This window comes from Microbulbifer sp. CNSA002 (genome assembly GCF_047324085.1).
Classification (GTDB): domain Bacteria; phylum Pseudomonadota; class Gammaproteobacteria; order Pseudomonadales; family Cellvibrionaceae; genus Microbulbifer.
Map to the genome: position 1 here is coordinate 1130774 of NZ_CP172449.1, position 15948 is coordinate 1146721.

Annotated in this window: 15 protein-coding genes; 1 reads left to right on the top strand and 14 read right to left on the bottom strand. The window is 41.9% G+C overall.

Annotated features, from left to right (window positions below):
- Nucleotides 1–192: 192 nt before the first annotated feature.
- The 12 genes from ACG1BZ_RS04920 to ACG1BZ_RS04975 form a co-directional block, all read right to left on the bottom strand.
- On the bottom strand, nucleotides 193–837 hold the full coding sequence (locus tag ACG1BZ_RS04920; protein ID WP_413664629.1) for a hypothetical protein: 645 nt from the start codon (nucleotides 835–837) through the stop codon (nucleotides 193–195).
- A gap of 352 nt (nucleotides 838–1189) precedes the next feature.
- Nucleotides 1190–1708: a hypothetical protein gene (locus ACG1BZ_RS04925; protein WP_413664630.1), complete on the bottom strand. Its 519-nt coding sequence runs from the start codon at nucleotides 1706–1708 to the stop codon at nucleotides 1190–1192.
- 24 nt (nucleotides 1709–1732) lie between these two features.
- Nucleotides 1733–2209 carry a hypothetical protein gene (locus ACG1BZ_RS04930; protein ID WP_413664631.1) on the bottom strand — a complete coding sequence of 159 codons (477 nt, stop codon included), beginning with the start codon at nucleotides 2207–2209 and terminating at the stop codon, nucleotides 1733–1735.
- A gap of 811 nt (nucleotides 2210–3020) precedes the next feature.
- Nucleotides 3021–3500, bottom strand: coding sequence for a hypothetical protein (locus ACG1BZ_RS04935; protein WP_413664632.1), 480 nt, complete (start codon nucleotides 3498–3500; stop codon nucleotides 3021–3023).
- 5 nt (nucleotides 3501–3505) lie between these two features.
- Nucleotides 3506–3628, bottom strand: coding sequence for a hypothetical protein (locus ACG1BZ_RS04940; protein ID WP_413664633.1), 123 nt, complete (start codon nucleotides 3626–3628; stop codon nucleotides 3506–3508).
- 766 nt (nucleotides 3629–4394) lie between these two features.
- Nucleotides 4395–4721 (bottom strand): hypothetical protein, encoded by a 327-nt coding sequence (locus ACG1BZ_RS04945; RefSeq protein WP_413664634.1) that lies wholly within the window; start codon nucleotides 4719–4721, stop codon nucleotides 4395–4397.
- A gap of 107 nt (nucleotides 4722–4828) precedes the next feature.
- On the bottom strand, nucleotides 4829–5095 hold the full coding sequence (locus tag ACG1BZ_RS04950; RefSeq protein ID WP_413664635.1) for a hypothetical protein: 267 nt from the start codon (nucleotides 5093–5095) through the stop codon (nucleotides 4829–4831).
- A 945-nt stretch (nucleotides 5096–6040) separates the two neighbouring features.
- Entirely contained in the window at nucleotides 6041–7135 is a 1095-nt protein-coding gene (locus tag ACG1BZ_RS04955) for a DUF6602 domain-containing protein (RefSeq protein ID WP_413664636.1), read from the bottom strand.
- Nucleotides 7136–7775: 640 nt separating this feature from the next.
- Nucleotides 7776–8240, bottom strand: coding sequence for a hypothetical protein (locus ACG1BZ_RS04960; RefSeq protein WP_413664637.1), 465 nt, complete (start codon nucleotides 8238–8240; stop codon nucleotides 7776–7778).
- A gap of 666 nt (nucleotides 8241–8906) precedes the next feature.
- Nucleotides 8907–10625, bottom strand: a complete 1719-nt coding sequence (locus tag ACG1BZ_RS04965) for a DUF2326 domain-containing protein (RefSeq protein ID WP_413664638.1) — start codon at nucleotides 10623–10625, stop codon at nucleotides 8907–8909.
- A gap of 221 nt (nucleotides 10626–10846) precedes the next feature.
- Nucleotides 10847–11806 (bottom strand): SMEK domain-containing protein, encoded by a 960-nt coding sequence (locus ACG1BZ_RS04970; protein WP_413664639.1) that lies wholly within the window; start codon nucleotides 11804–11806, stop codon nucleotides 10847–10849.
- 431 nt (nucleotides 11807–12237) lie between these two features.
- Nucleotides 12238–13266, bottom strand: coding sequence for a YaaC family protein (locus tag ACG1BZ_RS04975; RefSeq protein ID WP_413664640.1), 1029 nt, complete (start codon nucleotides 13264–13266; stop codon nucleotides 12238–12240).
- Between the two features lie 846 nt (nucleotides 13267–14112).
- Between ACG1BZ_RS04975 and csrA the strand changes: the two genes are divergently transcribed.
- Nucleotides 14113–14301 carry a carbon storage regulator CsrA gene (csrA, locus tag ACG1BZ_RS04980; RefSeq protein WP_413664641.1) on the top strand — a complete coding sequence of 63 codons (189 nt, stop codon included), beginning with the start codon at nucleotides 14113–14115 and terminating at the stop codon, nucleotides 14299–14301.
- 101 nt (nucleotides 14302–14402) lie between these two features.
- Here csrA and ACG1BZ_RS04985 read toward each other — a convergent pair whose 3' ends face one another.
- Together ACG1BZ_RS04985 and ACG1BZ_RS04990 are read right to left on the bottom strand one after the other, a co-directional pair.
- The gene (locus ACG1BZ_RS04985) at nucleotides 14403–14807 is read right to left on the bottom strand and encodes an ABZJ_00895 family protein (protein WP_413664642.1); all 405 of its coding nucleotides are present in this window, start codon (nucleotides 14805–14807) and stop codon (nucleotides 14403–14405) included.
- Nucleotides 14808–14872: 65 nt separating this feature from the next.
- Nucleotides 14873–15427, bottom strand: coding sequence for a hypothetical protein (locus ACG1BZ_RS04990; protein WP_413664643.1), 555 nt, complete (start codon nucleotides 15425–15427; stop codon nucleotides 14873–14875).
- Nucleotides 15428–15948 lie beyond the last annotated feature (521 nt).

The following is a 15948-nucleotide window of genomic DNA, read 5'->3' on the forward strand; positions in this document are numbered from 1 at the left end:
TAAAAGACAGGGCTAACCTACCAATTTGTTTCCAGTCGGATAAAGTTGAGGTGGCGCAAGGCCTTGAGACGCAACTCAGGTGAAGGGCTGCTCGACACTATCGCTGGGTAGTACGGATCGGGAACCGCCCATTGAGGACCCGCATGATAGGTAGTGTGGGGGCCGGTAGCTAGAAGCTACCAGCTAACTGATTTAAGCTTTGAATCTAGAAGGGGTCTCAATCCACTTAACGGGAGAGGGATCAATTAGAGACAAATTCTCATTAATAGTATACCTTTGATAATAGTATTGGCTTTTATCATTTCCTTTAATTCCAAGCTCCACCAGTATCGCGTTGAAGTTTTCATTTTCAACCTCAACTTCTCCCGCATAACAAAGAGTAAATGCAGAAATCTCACCCATGTTTTTCTGTATCTTAATATCAAGGCCTTCAGATACCATGAAGCTCTCTAAGCTCATTCTATCTTCGGTTATTGTATTAACAATTTTTTTCTTGGTTTTGTCTTGATACCTAATTAATGTAAACCATGGAAACATGGTATCTTGAAATTCACTAGAGATTGCTATTTTGAGGGTTTCATCGAGAATTTCATCAATCGAAGAATTTTCAAAGTTATTATCGACTTCCTTTCCAGAAAGTTTATTGCTCAGGAGTTCAATATTTTCTTCTAGTTGCTCAATCTGAGTATCACTCAATTCATAATCCTTACATTCTTCAATATAGAATTCACACTCTGTTAGCAACTCTTCTATCTTTTCCTTGCTTAATTTTTCTATATCTTTTGCAGACTTGATATCGAAAGGGCTTAATTCACTCATGATTTTTCCTTTTTTCATGTATAACGCCCGTGAGGTACGAGCGTAACATTTCACGTGCTTAGCGCGTGGACTAATGCGGTGAAAGTCCCCTGTAGGAAAATCACCATATAATGGGCGCCATTAAATGCTAACTATTAGCGAATGGCAACTGCAACACTGTGAGATTTTGTGGGGAGGAAGCCGCTAGCAAGACTACGAGCTGGTGAGTTGAGGTAACGCACTGCCATGACACTTAACTCAAATGAAGCGCTGCTCGACTCTAGCGTTGGCTAGAGATTCATTACGTATAGGGAGCTGCCCATTGCGGGCCGGCACGATGGATGGTGTGGGGGCCGGTAGCTAGAAACTACCGGTTACCCGATTTATATGATTACTCGCAGTAACTTAAGAACTCATCAAGTTGTACTTCATCAAACTCTGGAGCCCCTTGCTTGACTTGCTCTGGAATCATGGAGCTCCACTGTTTCGCTTTTTGTGATACTCGCTCAATGAAGTCTTCATCTTCTTGTACAATCTCGCCTGCATTCTCTAGGGGTAAAGAAAATGCCACTTTTGTACCTTTTTCATCTAATGCGTAGTATTCGTAGCTACACTCATCGTAGCAATTACAACTAGCGTAGACTTCGATACCTTTACCTTGTTTTAGAAGAGCATTAGCAATGTAACTCCATTCACAGCAGGCCTGTCCATATGTTGCGATTAGATAGTCGCCTATTAACTCCGATTTATCGAATCTATAGCTCTCGCGCTCGTATGTTTTTGACTCTACACCAGAGTACGAAAAAAGCTCTTTTAGGGCCTCTGTTAAGTCCTCCCCATTTAGCTCTACAAGCTTTACCAAAAGCTCCTTAGGTGCTTTTAATACAAACTTTCCGGCTTCTTCAGACAAAACAATTCCTATTGTTAAAATTGATTAATTATAAACCTCAGCAAACATTTCGATACCTTTAAGCAAGCTACTAAACTCTGAATTTAGGTCATCTTCTGTTTGGCTATCCATTTCTGCTTTCACATTATTAAGAGCCCCGGCTAAGCTTTCATTATTAAGCCTTTCTGAGCTCATTTCGATGGTCTCACCATCAATTTTATAATGAAATCCATTTTTCATAAAAATGGAGCCTAGTTCTATTTGTTTCTTTAGAGTATTTTTTGCCTCTGCTAGCTTCTCTTTTAACTCCTCGTAGTTGTCATGAGAGCGATAATACTCAGCTCTTTCTTCAAAAGTCTTAACTGTTATGAATATTCTTAAGGTCGGGGTTGCAACCCTTAACTCCTGCTTTAGTACATCGCGTACTGAAATATCTTCTCCAACCTCTAAGAGTGCTTCACCCCAATCAGCAAGAATCTCCCTTACAAGTTGATCCTTTCTATCAATATCTTTCTTATCCATGATGATTCCTCGTATTCATATAACGCCCGCCAGCACAGGCCGGAGCTTCGAAGCAGCGGCGGTCCAGCCCCGAAGGGGCGATTGTGCCTGCCCTTGGTACGCCCAGCATGGGCGTGAACTAATGGGGTGAAAGTCCCGTGTAGGAAGATCACCGTTTATTGGGCGCCATTAAATGCTAACTACTAGCGAATGGCAACTGCAATACCGTGAGGTATTGTGGGGAGGAGGCAGCTAGTAAAGCTATGAGCTGACGGACAAAAACATCTTATAAGGCTTAGCCTGGAGGCGAGGTGGCCGAGGTCAACGAAGCTGGGTGATCTAACGGGTAGAGTCAATGATGCAGTTGTGTAGTGAAAGTTCATGTTCTTATTTGTGGAGACCTGTTTAGCTTGCTGCTGTGCAGCTGTCAGCGTGGCCCTTGACGCATAATTAGGCCCAGCCCGCTAGCGACCATCGCGGGGATAGATGAAAGTCCTGAAACACAGCAGCCCTTCTGTCAGTAATGTTTAAGGTGATTAAACAGAAGTCAGCTGACGGAATAGTAGCCAAATGTGCAGATTAATATCTTGAACAGGAAGAAGTCCTAAACTTAAATCCACAAGTTTAAAGACGGAGCTAGCCTATCGATATGTCTCCAGTCGGATAAAGTTGAGGTGGCGCACTGCGATGACACTCAGCTCAAATGAAGATCTGATCGACACTATCGTTGGGTAGAGGTTTATTAAGGATAGGGAGCCGCCCATTGTGGTCCCGCACGATGGGTGGTACGGAGGGCGCTAGCTAGAAACTACCGACTATTCGATTTAGAGTTTCAACAAGCAACTGCATAAAATTTACCCTTTTTTTGTATAGCCGAATCTAGAAACTCAAGAAACGTCTTACTTACCAGCTTGTATTCAGACTCACCAACCTCTTCGGCTTTTGCGATATAAACTCCATCTACCCTTGATCTTGAAAGGTTGAGATAGAAAGATATCTCGACATTCTCACCTTCAACATTTTCCTGAGAAGCAGCAAAATAGAAAAAACCATTCTTAAATGGGTCGTCAAACCAGAAACTGTCTTCCACCGGATAGAAGCTAAAAAAAACATCTCCATGATTAGGGATGCTAGCATCTTCATTGCCCAGGAAAAGATCACAATACTGTTTTGAAAACTCAATGTAGTCACGATGAAAACCGTCAAATTCGCACTCTATCTCGGCAGTTACAAAATCACGTATTCCTTGAGGAGCTTTTTTTAACCCGCCGTCAGTAATAAATTTGAATATTTCGAGATAGTCTTTCATCATTTGCTCTAACGCCCGAATAACCCGGAGTGTAAGCTATCGGGCATCGAAGGTACGTAGTTAATTGACTCGGTACGCCCTGCATCGGCGCGGAATAGTAGGCTGAAATTCCCCTGTAGGAAGATCAGCATTTAATGGGCTCCATTAAATGCTAACTACTAGCCAATGGCAACTGCAACACCGTGAGGTCTTGTGGGGAGGAAGCGGCTAGTAAATCTATGAGCTGACGGACCGAAACATCCTATAAGGCTCAGTCTGGAGGCGAGGTGGCCAGGGGCACCGAAGACGGGTGATCTAGCGGGTAGAGTCAGTTATATAGTTGTGTAATGAAAGTTCACGTTCTTATCTGGGGAGATCTGTTTAGCTTGCTGCTGTGAAGCTGTCAGCGTGGCTGGCGACCCATAAGGCCCAACTCGCCAGCCACCATCGAGGGGATAGGAAAAAGTGGTTGAACACAGCAGTGTCTCGGTCAGTAATGGCTAAGGTGATTAAACAGAAGTCAGCCAACGGCATAGTAGCCTAATATCAAGATTAATACCTTGGGCATGGTGAAGGCCTGAGCCCAAAATTCATGAGTTAAAAGATAGGGCTAGCCTATCGATATGTTGCCAGTCGGATATATAATTGACGTAGCGTGTTGCAATGACACTCAACTCAAATGAAGAGCTGTTTGACACTGTCGTTGGTTAGAGATTCATTACGGATAGGGAGCCGCTCATTGAGGACCTGCATGATGGGTGGTCTGGGGTCCGGTAGTTAGAGACTACCGGCTACTCGATTTAGTGCTTTCTAGCCGCGTCTCAATTACTTTCAATGCGGCCCTATTTTTTGTTTTCCTCTTTAGCTCAGGTAGGCGTCTTAAACCTATACGCTTATCTGAAGCTCGAAACATGTTAATCAACCCCCAATGGTCATTTGAAAAGTCTTTGACATCAGCTCATCTTTTGGAGTGTCAATATACTCTCGTATTAGATTGGAAATATCTGGAACATCATTGCCATAAGGATACCACTTAGTATTTACTCGTTTAGGATGATTCTTCTCAATAAAATCTCTTGGATAGTCCCAGATTATCTCCGTGCCTAATGTAATCCAATATCTAGGAATATCGGTAGATCCCATTTGCGAATTCATTCTATAGGCTCGGCATTGCAATTGCAGATCAAGTCCATCTGCTCGCAGCAAATAAAATTCCTTTTGCAGTTTACTCCAAGGTCTTCCCACTGCTCATATCTCTATAGTACTAACGTCGCCAACACGAACCGAAATGGAGCAGCGAATCTGCGGAATGTAGGTCCAGCGAGCTTTCCCGGCGATCGTACTTGGTATGGTTATAACTTACCTAACACATACTTTGAACCTAGGTAAAAAAACACTGCACTAATTAATAATGGGACAAATAAACTTAACCAATAATACCCGCCCAACACTACAGACAGAATACCCTCCATTTGAACAGCACCCAGCCTGACCGTAATCAAAGCCAACAACACTAATGCCGACACCAATGATATTTTAAGCTGAGAGGACGACAAATTTGCCAAGCCTATAAAGATACCAAACAATGCCCCTTTTATAGCAAAACTTGTAGAATCCATAGGCCAACATCCATATTCTGATTGTTCGCAGGGATGATGAAACATCACGTGCGAAGAACCATAAATCATGTCTCCTACGAAAAAAGCTAACCAAGGAAACAAGATTACAAACAAGTACTTTATGTAGGTCACAGAGCCCTCATGAGTTATAACGCTGCCAGCATGGACCGAAATGAAGCAGCGAAGCTGCGGAATGTAGGTCCAGCCAGCTTTGCTGGCGATTGTACTTCGCCTTGGTACGCCCAGTATGGGCGAGGACTAATGGGGTGAAAGTCCCCTGTAGGAAAATCACCGTTTAATGGGCGCTATTAAATGCTAACTACTAGCGAATGGCAACTGCAATACCGTGAGGTTTTGTGGGGAGGAAGTCACTTGCAAAACTACGCTCTGGCAAATAGAAACATCCTATAAGGCTTAGCCTGGGGGCGAGGTGGCCAGGGGCACCGAAGCCGGGTGCTCTAATGGGTAGAGTCAATGACGCAGTTGTGTAGTGAAAGTTCACGTTCTTATCTAGGGAGATCTGTTTAGCTTGCCGTTGTGAAGCTGTCAGCGTGGCCGCTGACTCATAAGTAGGCCCAACCCGCTAGCCACCATTGCGGGGGTGGGAAACAGTGGTGAAACACAGCAGCGCTTCGGTCAGTAATGATCATGGTGATTAAACAGAAGTCAGCTGACGGCATAGTATCTGAATGCCAAGATTAATATCTTGGATTGGGCAGGGTGAAGGCCTGAACCTAAATCCACGAGTTAAAAGACAGGGCTAGCCTACCGATATGTTTCCTGTTGGATAAAGTTGAGGTGGCACATTGCCGTGACACTCAACTCAAGAGCTGCTCGACACTATCGTTGGATATAGATTCATTATACAGATAGGGAGCGGCCTATTGCGAACTCCCACGATAGGTGGTGTGGAGGCCGGTAGCTAGAAACTACCAACCACCTGATTTAGCTCGTTGCACTTTCTAAAAGGCGCCCTTTTTTAAAGATATAGGTTCCATTTTCAGACGACATCTTGCCACCACAGCTCGGACAGCGCTCCTTAGATGAAATGGAACCATTGACAGTTATATCCATTGAGCCAATATTGGGGACCATCTCACCTTCAATTCCGCATTCTTCACAAGTTAGTTGAACTGATAGCACATCCCTAGATTTTGTCGCTACAAATCCTTTGGCTTCCGGGATAACGTAGTGTCCTAAACATGGCTGCCCCCGACTAGTTGATACGTCTCGATAGGTATTTGTTACACCACCGATAAAAGCAAGAACCTCATCAAAACCTTTTCCATCCTTGAAACCTATCCAGTAATTACCATTGTCGTACCAGTATTCCTTACCAGCCACACATATTGCTCTGATATGTGCTGTATCCTCACCGTATAATTTTCGATAACGCTCTGCCTCATTTAGCCCAGTGCCAGTAAGATCTGAGTTAATTGCAAAAACCACTGACCTAAGCTTTTCAATAGAATGATGCTTTTCATTACCATCATCACCTTTTTGCCCCGGAAGATAACCGAAGCTAAGAGCCAAGTCTTTAGCGCTTTCATGTGCCATTTTAAGTTCTGTGGCATTCAAGGTTGTTTTGACTTCAATTGTATAAAGTACAGACTCAACTGGAAAAATACCAATTTTTTCATCTATTAAAATTGGAGGCAAAATAGCTCTATTATATAAAATGATATCTATTTGCCCAGACATCTTTCCACTGTAGCTATCTATTATTTGTCCAGTGCCTACACCAACGTCAGCAGGTAATAGCGGCTCAAATAATTGGCTAATGAGCAATTCAAGAACAGTGCCTTTCACTCCTTGATGTGAAAACCCTGCCGCCGCTTGTGCTTGAGATATGGCAGATGTGATTTTTGCCCTAAGTAAATCTTGATATTGGTTCTTTACAGCCATTCTTTGACCTCCCAAAAGAGCTAACACCTTGCTAAACGGCTTGGCGCAAGCCACGCTTTTTGTGGCTGGAATGAATTTAAGCAACTTAGCACGCCCAGCATGGGCGTGGACGAATGGGGTGAGGGGGATCACCATTTGTTGGGTTCCATTAGATGCTAACTACTAGCGAATGGCAACTACAACACCGTGAGGTCTTGTGGGGGGGACGCCCGCTGGCAAACTACGATCTGAAGAATAGAAATACCTTATAAGGCTTAGCCAGGAGGCGAGGTGGCCAAGGACACCGAAGCCAAGTGATCTAGCGGGTAGAGTCAGTTATGTAGTTGTGTAGTGAAAGTTCACGTTCTTATCTGGGGAGATCTGTTTAGCTTGCTGCTGTGAAGCTGTTAGCGTGGCCGCTGACTCATAAGTAGGCCCAGCCCGCTAGCCGCCATCGCAGGGATAGACAAAAGTGGTGGAACACAGCAGGGCTTCGGTCAGTAATGGCGAAGGTGGTTAAACAGAAGTCAGCCGACGGAATAGTAGCCTAATGCCAAGATGAATACCTTGGGCAGGGTGAAGGCTTGAACCAAAATCTAAAAGTTAAAAAACCGGGCTAGGCTACCGATATGTTTCCAGTCGGATAAATTTGAGGTGGCGCGCTACCATGACACTCAGCTCAACACTTTCGTTGGATAGAGATTCACTACGGATAGGGAGCTGTCCATTGCAGACCCGCACGATGGGTGGTGTGGGGGCCGGTAGCTAGAAACTATCGGTTACCCGATTGACACATTTACCAGGTTGCCCTGAAAAAGTTGGAAAAACCAGCATAAAGCAACCACAGACCTCCTGAAACTACAGCAATCAATTCGATTTTAAAATATGTCGGGTATTTCTCTCTGGGAGTAAAAACAAATCCTCTACGAAGAAAGATTCCAGTAGCAATCATATTTTTACACAGAAAAATTAAAGATACGCCCAAAATTATTGGCCAAATAACCCCCAAGCTACTTTTACTTGCGAGCAAAAAGTATATGGGATAACTAAAACATAGAATGAAACATAAATTTGCAAATGGTCGAAAGCTTGCAATTCTTTGCTCTACATCTTGATCCTCTTGCTTCCACCGCTCTCTTTGAACAATCATTTCTTCTTTGATACTTTCATATTTTTGATAAACGACACCACATGAGGGACATTGCCACTCCGGTGACCTGTCATAGGAGTTTCTTTGATATTCACATTTAGGGCAAATCATAATAATGAAGTATAACGCCTCATTCAGCCGATACGTAAGCGGTCGGCTGCATTGACTCGGTATGCCCTGTATGGGCGCGGAATAGTAGGGTGAAAGTTCCCTGCAGGAAGATCACCGTTTAATGAGTACCATTAAATGCTAACTACTAGCGAATGGCAACTGCAACACCGCGAGGTCTTGTGGGGATGAGGCTGCTAGCAAAACTACGAGCTAACGAATAGAAACATCCTATAAGGCTTAGCCTGGAGGCGATGTGGCCGGTGACCCATAAGGCCCAACCCGCTAGCCACCATTGTGGGGATAGACGAAAGTGATGGAACACAGCTGCACTTCGGTCAGTAATGGCCGAGGTGATTAAACAGAAGTCAATCGACGGCATAGTAGCCAAATGCCAAGATTAATACCTTGGACAGGGTGAAGGCCTGAACCTAAACTCCACTAGTTAAAAGACAAGGCTAGCCTATCGGTATGTTTCCAGGTGGATAAAGTTGAGGTGGCGCACTGCCATGACACTCAACTCAAATGAAGATCTGCTCGGCACTATCGTTGGGTAGAGATTCATTACTGATAGGGAGCCGCCCATTGCGGGCCCGCATGATGGGTGGTGTGGGGGCCGATAGCTAGACACTACCGGCTATCCGGTTTATACAACCTTTCCAAACACTATTAAGAAAGTTCCTGATATTGCATTTTCAAGAATCTATTTTCTTTAGTAAATGTGGCGCGGGAGTAGTCACTGAGATTGATGTTGAGTGATTCCAAATCTAAATCGCTGAACTTATCTCTGTTAATAGTCAGTATGTACTGCTTCCCATTTAGTAAGCTTATATTTTCTCCAATGTAATTGATACTTTTGATTAGCGTGTCTTGGTCAACGTCGAAAATGTTGTCATGGACTAAAATTCCTGGGTGATGTTTCGATGTTGCAGGATTTATTAATAACGCAAAGTCATACAAGAAAACCTTCTCTCTGTTGATGCTATGACTACCATCAGAGTCAGTGCGAAGTTCAAACTTTAAAATTTCTTTTCGCTTTGAAACTTCAATTTCAAAAGAACTTCTTCTATTTCCAAAAACGTAATCGTGCATGTCAAGTATAGTTCTTTCAAAGGAATCTATAACTTCTTTTGAGTTGTTCACATAGCTTTCTAGCAGGTAGATTTCACCTTCCCGGTCACGCTTTTTGGCTTTGTGTTCGTTGTCGTAATCAGCATATTTCTGAATGAACGATGACAAAGCAGAAAATTCTTCAATCTTTTTTTCGTGTATTGCTATTGTTTGCTTTAAGCTGACAAGAAGTCCTTCTTGATCAAGTAAAGAAACCTTTTCTCTATATAGTTTATTGAGCGAAGAGATTTTCTCTTCGAATATTTTCATTTCCTGCTCTATCGAAGTTTTTCTATCTTCTATTATGCTTCTTTGAAAATCGTCAATTTTCTGTTTGAAAGCTGTCACTTCATCCAAATCGCGTTTAATTAAGTCACCTAAGCCTTCTTTGAACTGGTTGTATAGATCGGCCACTTCTTGGCTGTTAATATAGTTTTCGCCGCGAAAAAGTTTGATCTTTGATAATTCTGACTTTAAGACGGCTTGCTTTGATCGCTTCTGATCCAGTTGGTTTTCAATGTCTATGATTTCATCTTTTACAGTATCGAAGCCTTCAATATTTTCAAGCCGGTCAATGTCACTTTGAATTCTCCGAACTTGGTTTTCTAGTTCGTTAAGGTCTGATTTAGACTCCGATACGTTTTTGCTTGTAAGGGTGGTGATATTTTCTTCGATCTTTTTTCTGGCTTTTGAAATGTTTTCCATTTCAGCATAAAGCCGTTTTGCTTCTCTGTATGGGCTGGGTTCAACATGCAGCAAAAAAATATGGGGTGTATAGTCGGGTGGAATTCGCTTGTTAGTGTCAAAGCAATTAATTATTGATTTAAATTCGGAGCCTTCATCGCGAATCAAAGGACCCATCATCATTCTAAATGATGGCGGTGTTTCATAAGCTGCATCAGCGAATAGTAAAGTACTTAGATGGTCGTTAGCATCACTAAGCCTAGAGTAAGTCTTTCTTTCTCCGTCTATTATGAGTGTTGGACACTCTTGATCATTTATTACCCGCTTAGTAGTTATGATGTGGCCGTTCAACTCAAAATCTAAGCATACCGCTGTATCGCGTGATAAATCTTCTTCAGGTATTAGTGATACTCGGCTATCGCTATGGCGTTTCAGCAGGGCATAGTTGATGAACTCTACAGCCATAGATTTGCCCACACCGTTGGTCTTGACGTTGCCCTCAGTGGTTTCACCTAGTATAAGGTTGAACCCATCTTTAAAAGTGATTGGTTCAAAGACCTCAGGTTCGCTGTAAAGTTTTTTAATCTGTAACATTTCTAATCAAATATGGTTCGTCGAATTCAACTATATCTAAGGAGTACAAGAAAAGCATTCCATAGTAGATACTTCGTGCTGTTATTTTGTTGGTCTTTCTCAAATTTCTTGCAAGATCAAATATGCTAATTCGATCATCGCCACTATTTTGTAGTTGCTTCAAAATTTCTGACCCAATATATGGGGCAGACTTCATAAAGTCTTCATCTTTTGTGAACAAGTTAGCCATATTTTTCTTCCTTGTTTGGGAAGACATTGCACTTAATTAAGTGCTTAACAATATAAAACTGTGCTGCACCAGTGTCAGCTTCAAAGCCGTTTTCATTTAACATACTGACGAAGCCATCAATTAGCTGTGCAAGTGCCTTTCGTGGGTCCCCATCACATTCGTTTAAAACCTTGTCGCTGTATAATCGTAAGTGCTGTGTAACTCGACGGAGCTTAACCTGACCTAGGTCCGATTCTTGTTCGACCGAATCAAGAACAGCGCCGTAATCTTGATAGAGAGTAAGGAATTCCTGCTTTAGGAACTCTGCATGATCTGAGAAGCGTTTATTAATCTTTTCATCTGGAAAGGGCTCATCAAGAAAACCTTCGCCAGCGGCAGGGTGTTCTTCGTCACTGATTAGTTCAATTAGCCGCAAGATAGTTTCCACATTGCGTGGAAGTTTTTCAGTAGGCTTTAGGTAAAGCTGCTGATTCAGGAAGTTGCTAATTTCCTGAATCTCTGAAAGTTGCAAGCCATTTACCTTTACTGCCAAGTCACCTATATCCCATATATCATTTTTGGTGTCAAGACTGTAAGATCCATTACCAACACTTGGGACAGTGTGTGTTGTTTTTGACGCGATGTTTAGAATTACTAGGCGGTCGTACTTTTCGTACAATTCTTTCTCAATAAACTTGCTAACGGTATGCCTTGTCTTGGTAAGTGCTGATGTGGAAGTAACCTGAATTGCAAGCTTATTTCCTTCGTCGCCAAGATCTATTGCGGCAGCGTTGGGATCGATAATGTTTATGTTGACTAAGTTGTAACCAAAGGCCAAATTCAAAAAATCTCGATAAAAGTTCTCAGAGTGGACGTTTATGTCCGTAAGATTCAGTCTGTTGTATACCCCTACCTGAGTAGAAAGCCAAGTTAGCGAGTTGATAATTGATTTTTGACAGTCTTGGCGATTCATCTTTCTTTCATTCTTTTAGGTATTCTTAAGTAATTATATAGGCTTATTTCATTGCTGACTAAGTCTGAAGCTTCACGGATAGCGAGGGTGTAGAAAAACTCAGCCCTCTTTTCGTATTGTACTTCTACGTGAAAAATAGCCTACTCATCAGTGAAAGCTAAATCAGAATTCACGTAGAACCACCATGTGTGGTTAATACTTGATCACACCTAAGAAAGCAAAGACATACATTAGTTTTTCTACAGCCTTAACGCCACCAACAGGGGCCGAAATAAAGTAGTGAATTTGCGGAATGTAGGCCCAGCCAGCTTTGCTGGCGTACGTTCTTGTCTTTGTATGGTTGTTCTTGCCCAATTCTGATGTTGAAAATCCTTTTCCTTAATGGGTACTAAATTGGTGTCCGGGTTTAGTAGAGCACTACAGTTATGCGCTTAGAAACTCGCATACGCTTTCATTACACTTTGGCCTAGAACATTGGCAGTTGCTAGGTATAAAAACTGTTTTGGCTGAGTGCTAAGAAACTCGCTCATTAACCACTGCTCTTTATCCGAGAATATTTTATCGAACATGTAAGGATGATAACGAGTTATTGATCCTAAATAAAACATCATCATATAGATGATTGACTCTTGGCTATATCTATTGTCTGGACAGGTAGACAAATACATGGTGTATCCGTTATGGCCAATAAAATACCATATGCCTTTGCTTTTTATTTTCTTCGAAAGGTCGGAATAATCAGCTCTAATGGGCTGGTAGCTGCTCATAGTTAATGATTCTGTATAGATAATGCTTCCATTATCATCCGTTGATATATCGTAACCTCTAGCTATCAATTCAGCTTTCTGTGGCTGACTGCATTGCAAAATTGCTTTAAAAATTAACTTTTTTCCGTGCTTATAAAGCCCACTAGTCTTAATGCGAACAAATATTTCAGGTTGATTATAAATTTCACTATATGCTCGATGAACACCAACGCAGTGATTGAGAATATCTTTAGCATTCAATGTAAGGTCGTTAGTTGGCATATTGGAGTCAAACAATGAAACCAACTCATGTGCGACTTGTACAATCAGATGTTTTTGTTTTTGTTTTACAATTTCAGAGTATATAAATTTGTGATTATGATTTTCCTTCATTCCATGCATGTACATTTTATTTGGTCCAAAAGTACCTGTCAGGTTGATCATAATCTTAGATAGATTTAGAAAAGAGTAATAATAAAGAAGGGGCTGACTCTTAACTGGGCTGCCTTCTGCAGTTTGATAAAAGTGCTTTGCCTGTTCGAGCAAAGATCGTAGAAAATCCTCACCCTTTTTATCTGTGGTCGCCTTCTTGATAACATAATCCCAGAAAGACCATATGTCAGAGATAACAAGCTTTTCGTTTTTTCCCAAGTTCACAACCGATGAAGATTTTGCAAATAGTGGAAATCCGTATTTTTCTTCTACTTCTACCATGAAGCCTACTCAGTAGTTAATTCTTTAGCGATAGCCTTAATCGCATAACAGCGTATTCAAAAGCAGCCGCATTATACCACTAGACAATATATCCCAAGAATAGGGTAACCCCTCTAGCCAACAATGGTGGAAAATTATTCTAGTAGATATGTGCGGCTGCTCTTGAACTTCGAGATAGAAGGTACAGAAAAACAACAGTTTGTATATAAAGACAGCAAAATGAGGTCGCTAGGGATGATCTATTGTTTCTTGGTTGCAAAGTGAAAGGCGAGGGAAGAGTACCAACCTTAACAACCATTTTTATACGCAACTGAAACTTTTCAAAGCCTGAACCACCAAAAATATAGGCACAAAAATAATCTTATTGGATTTTATTCAGTTTGTTTTAGTGTCAAAGCTGCGTAAAATCGGTGGATATTTATCGATATTTGGGTCGTCATTGAACAGCCTTCTGAAGGCCGATGAGCAAAGCGGTCCAAGAAACTCGAGAGAATCAAGAATTTTCTAAAAACCCTTCCCTCAAAGGAGAACGGTAGCGTGACGTAAAAGTAAGTAAAAGGCGCTGACCCAAGGTGCGCTAACACCTGGGGCCAGCTAACCAAATTGATATCATCACTATCAAAATGGCTATATGGATCATACGCTAGAAACCCGCTCGTCTTCAATAAAGTGGAGTTCATTCAGTAGGTTGGGGCATGTCCCCTGGCTCTGGAAGCGTTGCATCTGCCTTTTCTACCTTTATGCCTACCGTTCTCGCGCTCCACCTGATACTTCCTTAATAGTTACTTTCAAACCCTTCCATTAAGGGAGGTCTACGCATGAATTGAGTATTCATAGGAAGCAAATATGTTGATCTTAAAGCGCCGGACGGGCGAAAACTTACGGATTGGAGCTAACGTCTCAATTACGGTGTTGGAAGTTAAGGGTAATCAAGTAAAGATAGGCATACGTGCTCCCAAATCTTTACCCGTTCACCGTGAGGAAATCTATAGACGTTTGCAAAAGGAGGGGGTGCTGGGGGATGGAGTTGGTTGAGATTACGGAGCGCCCTAAGCAAGGGCGCGCGTTGGCGTGTCCAGTAGGGGAGGCAAAACCAAAGCGAAGCGGAGGTTTTAACGTCCCTCTGGCTGGTCTTCTTAACTCTCTATGATGCCTTGCTTAATTAGTGTTTTTTTCGCAAACCCTACGAAGAAATAGATAGCGACTGCATGAATAGCTCCGATAATCGCAACTGAGAACAAAAGAACTGAACCGCTTACTTCATGACCAGATTCGGAAAGTGCGATAGCTCCGAAAATAGCTTGAATAACCATGTTAATTGTGATGAGGCCAATCACTACCCTGGTTTTTTCACTTTTATTGAAATAGCGACGATTCTTATTAGCAAAAGAAGAACATACCCAAAATATCGTGCCTAATAATATTCCGATATTTACGCCGCTACTACTGCTAAGGCCAAAATAATTAAGTGTAAACCCTACGATGAAAATCAGTGTTATATAAGTTAATGCGAACCGGGTTAATACTCCTCGAATGCTCATTACTTCTCCTTGTGTAGTTAATGCCAGGTTCAGCGGAACGTACTGCAACCATTTGTTATGATTTGCTATGGAAAAATACAGTTACAACTTTCCTTTTGTATAGAATTTACTTCCATGTGATCGTGTAACTCATTATATAGGTTTACACCTTTGTCTATTTCTTCCTGGGTAATGTTCATATTGAGATACTCTCGACAATACTCAACATGTTCCAATGGGTCTTGACCGGAGAGTTGGATAAACGCAAGCTGTTCGTACATTTGCGGCCCTAAATCTTCAGTATGCTCAGTTCCTAAATCATCCATAGCCCCCCAGCAACCACCTTTGGCTGCGTAAAAAACTAGCTCTCTGGCTTTCGTCTGTAAATCCTTGTACGGTTTTCCGTCTTCCTTGAGTTTTCTAGCTTCATCTCCTAGCATTCGACCGTACAAGTGCATCCCCTTTACAGAGCCAAGTTCAGAAGCACGTTTTGCTACCTTTTTCACCTCACCCGGATATAGTCGGTCTAATACTTCTTCGAATTCATCTTCATCATCATACTCACATGCATCAAGTTCCCAACCGAGACTTTGTAACTTTGACTCAATCTCTTTTAGGTCTGTGATTTGCTCATAACTCATAGTTTATGACTTCCCCTTATTTGAAACATGGCATTTATATAGTAATCATTCTGACCACTATTATGATGATTACTATTCTGGAATCAATCTAACGAAGAAGTACGTAAGAACCTTGAGGGATCAATAAATCACATACAAACCGGAACTCTTGTCCCAAGTTCAAAAATAATTACTTTGGTCACTATCCCCAATGAATAGTTTTTCTCTAACTCACTATTAGACCTAGAGTTTTCAATCAATCAGAATCTTTGTATAAAAAATAACAGTCAAACCGATTGGAAATCATGTTGATTTCTTAACTGGTACTTAGGGGTTTTGAAAATTGGGCGGTGCCTGAAGCGTTTCACCTCGCTTTAGGTCGTATACCACTTCGGTAAAGCTGACTTTAAAGCTGGCAAATCCATAAGCGAAGCAGGTACATTGAGCACATATTCGGGTTCTGAAGTTGATAGAAAATCGAAAGGCACTAGGGCAAGAAGGGGTTGCTTGATTTATATCAAAAAAAAAGAAAAGGGGGCAGA

Bases quoted from the DNA above. Each gene is read 5' to 3' on its own strand.
- ACG1BZ_RS04975 (WP_413664640.1), bottom strand. From the start codon at position 13,266: ATGGTAGAAGTAGAAGAAAAATACGGATTTCCACTATTTGCAAAATCT.
- ACG1BZ_RS04960 (WP_413664637.1), bottom strand. From the start codon at position 8,240: ATGATTTGCCCTAAATGTGAATATCAAAGAAACTCCTATGACAGGTCA.
- ACG1BZ_RS04990 (WP_413664643.1), bottom strand. From the start codon at position 15,427: ATGAGTTATGAGCAAATCACAGACCTAAAAGAGATTGAGTCAAAGTTA.
- ACG1BZ_RS04935 (WP_413664632.1), bottom strand. From the start codon at position 3,500: ATGATGAAAGACTATCTCGAAATATTCAAATTTATTACTGACGGCGGG.
- ACG1BZ_RS04965 (WP_413664638.1), bottom strand. From the start codon at position 10,625: ATGTTACAGATTAAAAAACTTTACAGCGAACCTGAGGTCTTTGAACCA.
- ACG1BZ_RS04955 (WP_413664636.1), bottom strand. From the start codon at position 7,135: ATGGTGATCCCCCTCACCCCATTCGTCCACGCCCATGCTGGGCGTGCT.
- ACG1BZ_RS04985 (WP_413664642.1), bottom strand. From the start codon at position 14,807: ATGAGCATTCGAGGAGTATTAACCCGGTTCGCATTAACTTATATAACA.
- ACG1BZ_RS04950 (WP_413664635.1), bottom strand. From the start codon at position 5,095: ATGGATTCTACAAGTTTTGCTATAAAAGGGGCATTGTTTGGTATCTTT.
- ACG1BZ_RS04970 (WP_413664639.1), bottom strand. From the start codon at position 11,806: ATGAATCGCCAAGACTGTCAAAAATCAATTATCAACTCGCTAACTTGG.
- ACG1BZ_RS04940 (WP_413664633.1), bottom strand. From the start codon at position 3,628: ATGCTGATCTTCCTACAGGGGAATTTCAGCCTACTATTCCGCGCCGAT.
- ACG1BZ_RS04930 (WP_413664631.1), bottom strand. From the start codon at position 2,209: ATGGATAAGAAAGATATTGATAGAAAGGATCAACTTGTAAGGGAGATT.
- ACG1BZ_RS04920 (WP_413664629.1), bottom strand. From the start codon at position 837: ATGAAAAAAGGAAAAATCATGAGTGAATTAAGCCCTTTCGATATCAAG.
- csrA (WP_413664641.1), top strand. From the start codon at position 14,113: ATGTTGATCTTAAAGCGCCGGACGGGCGAAAACTTACGGATTGGAGCT.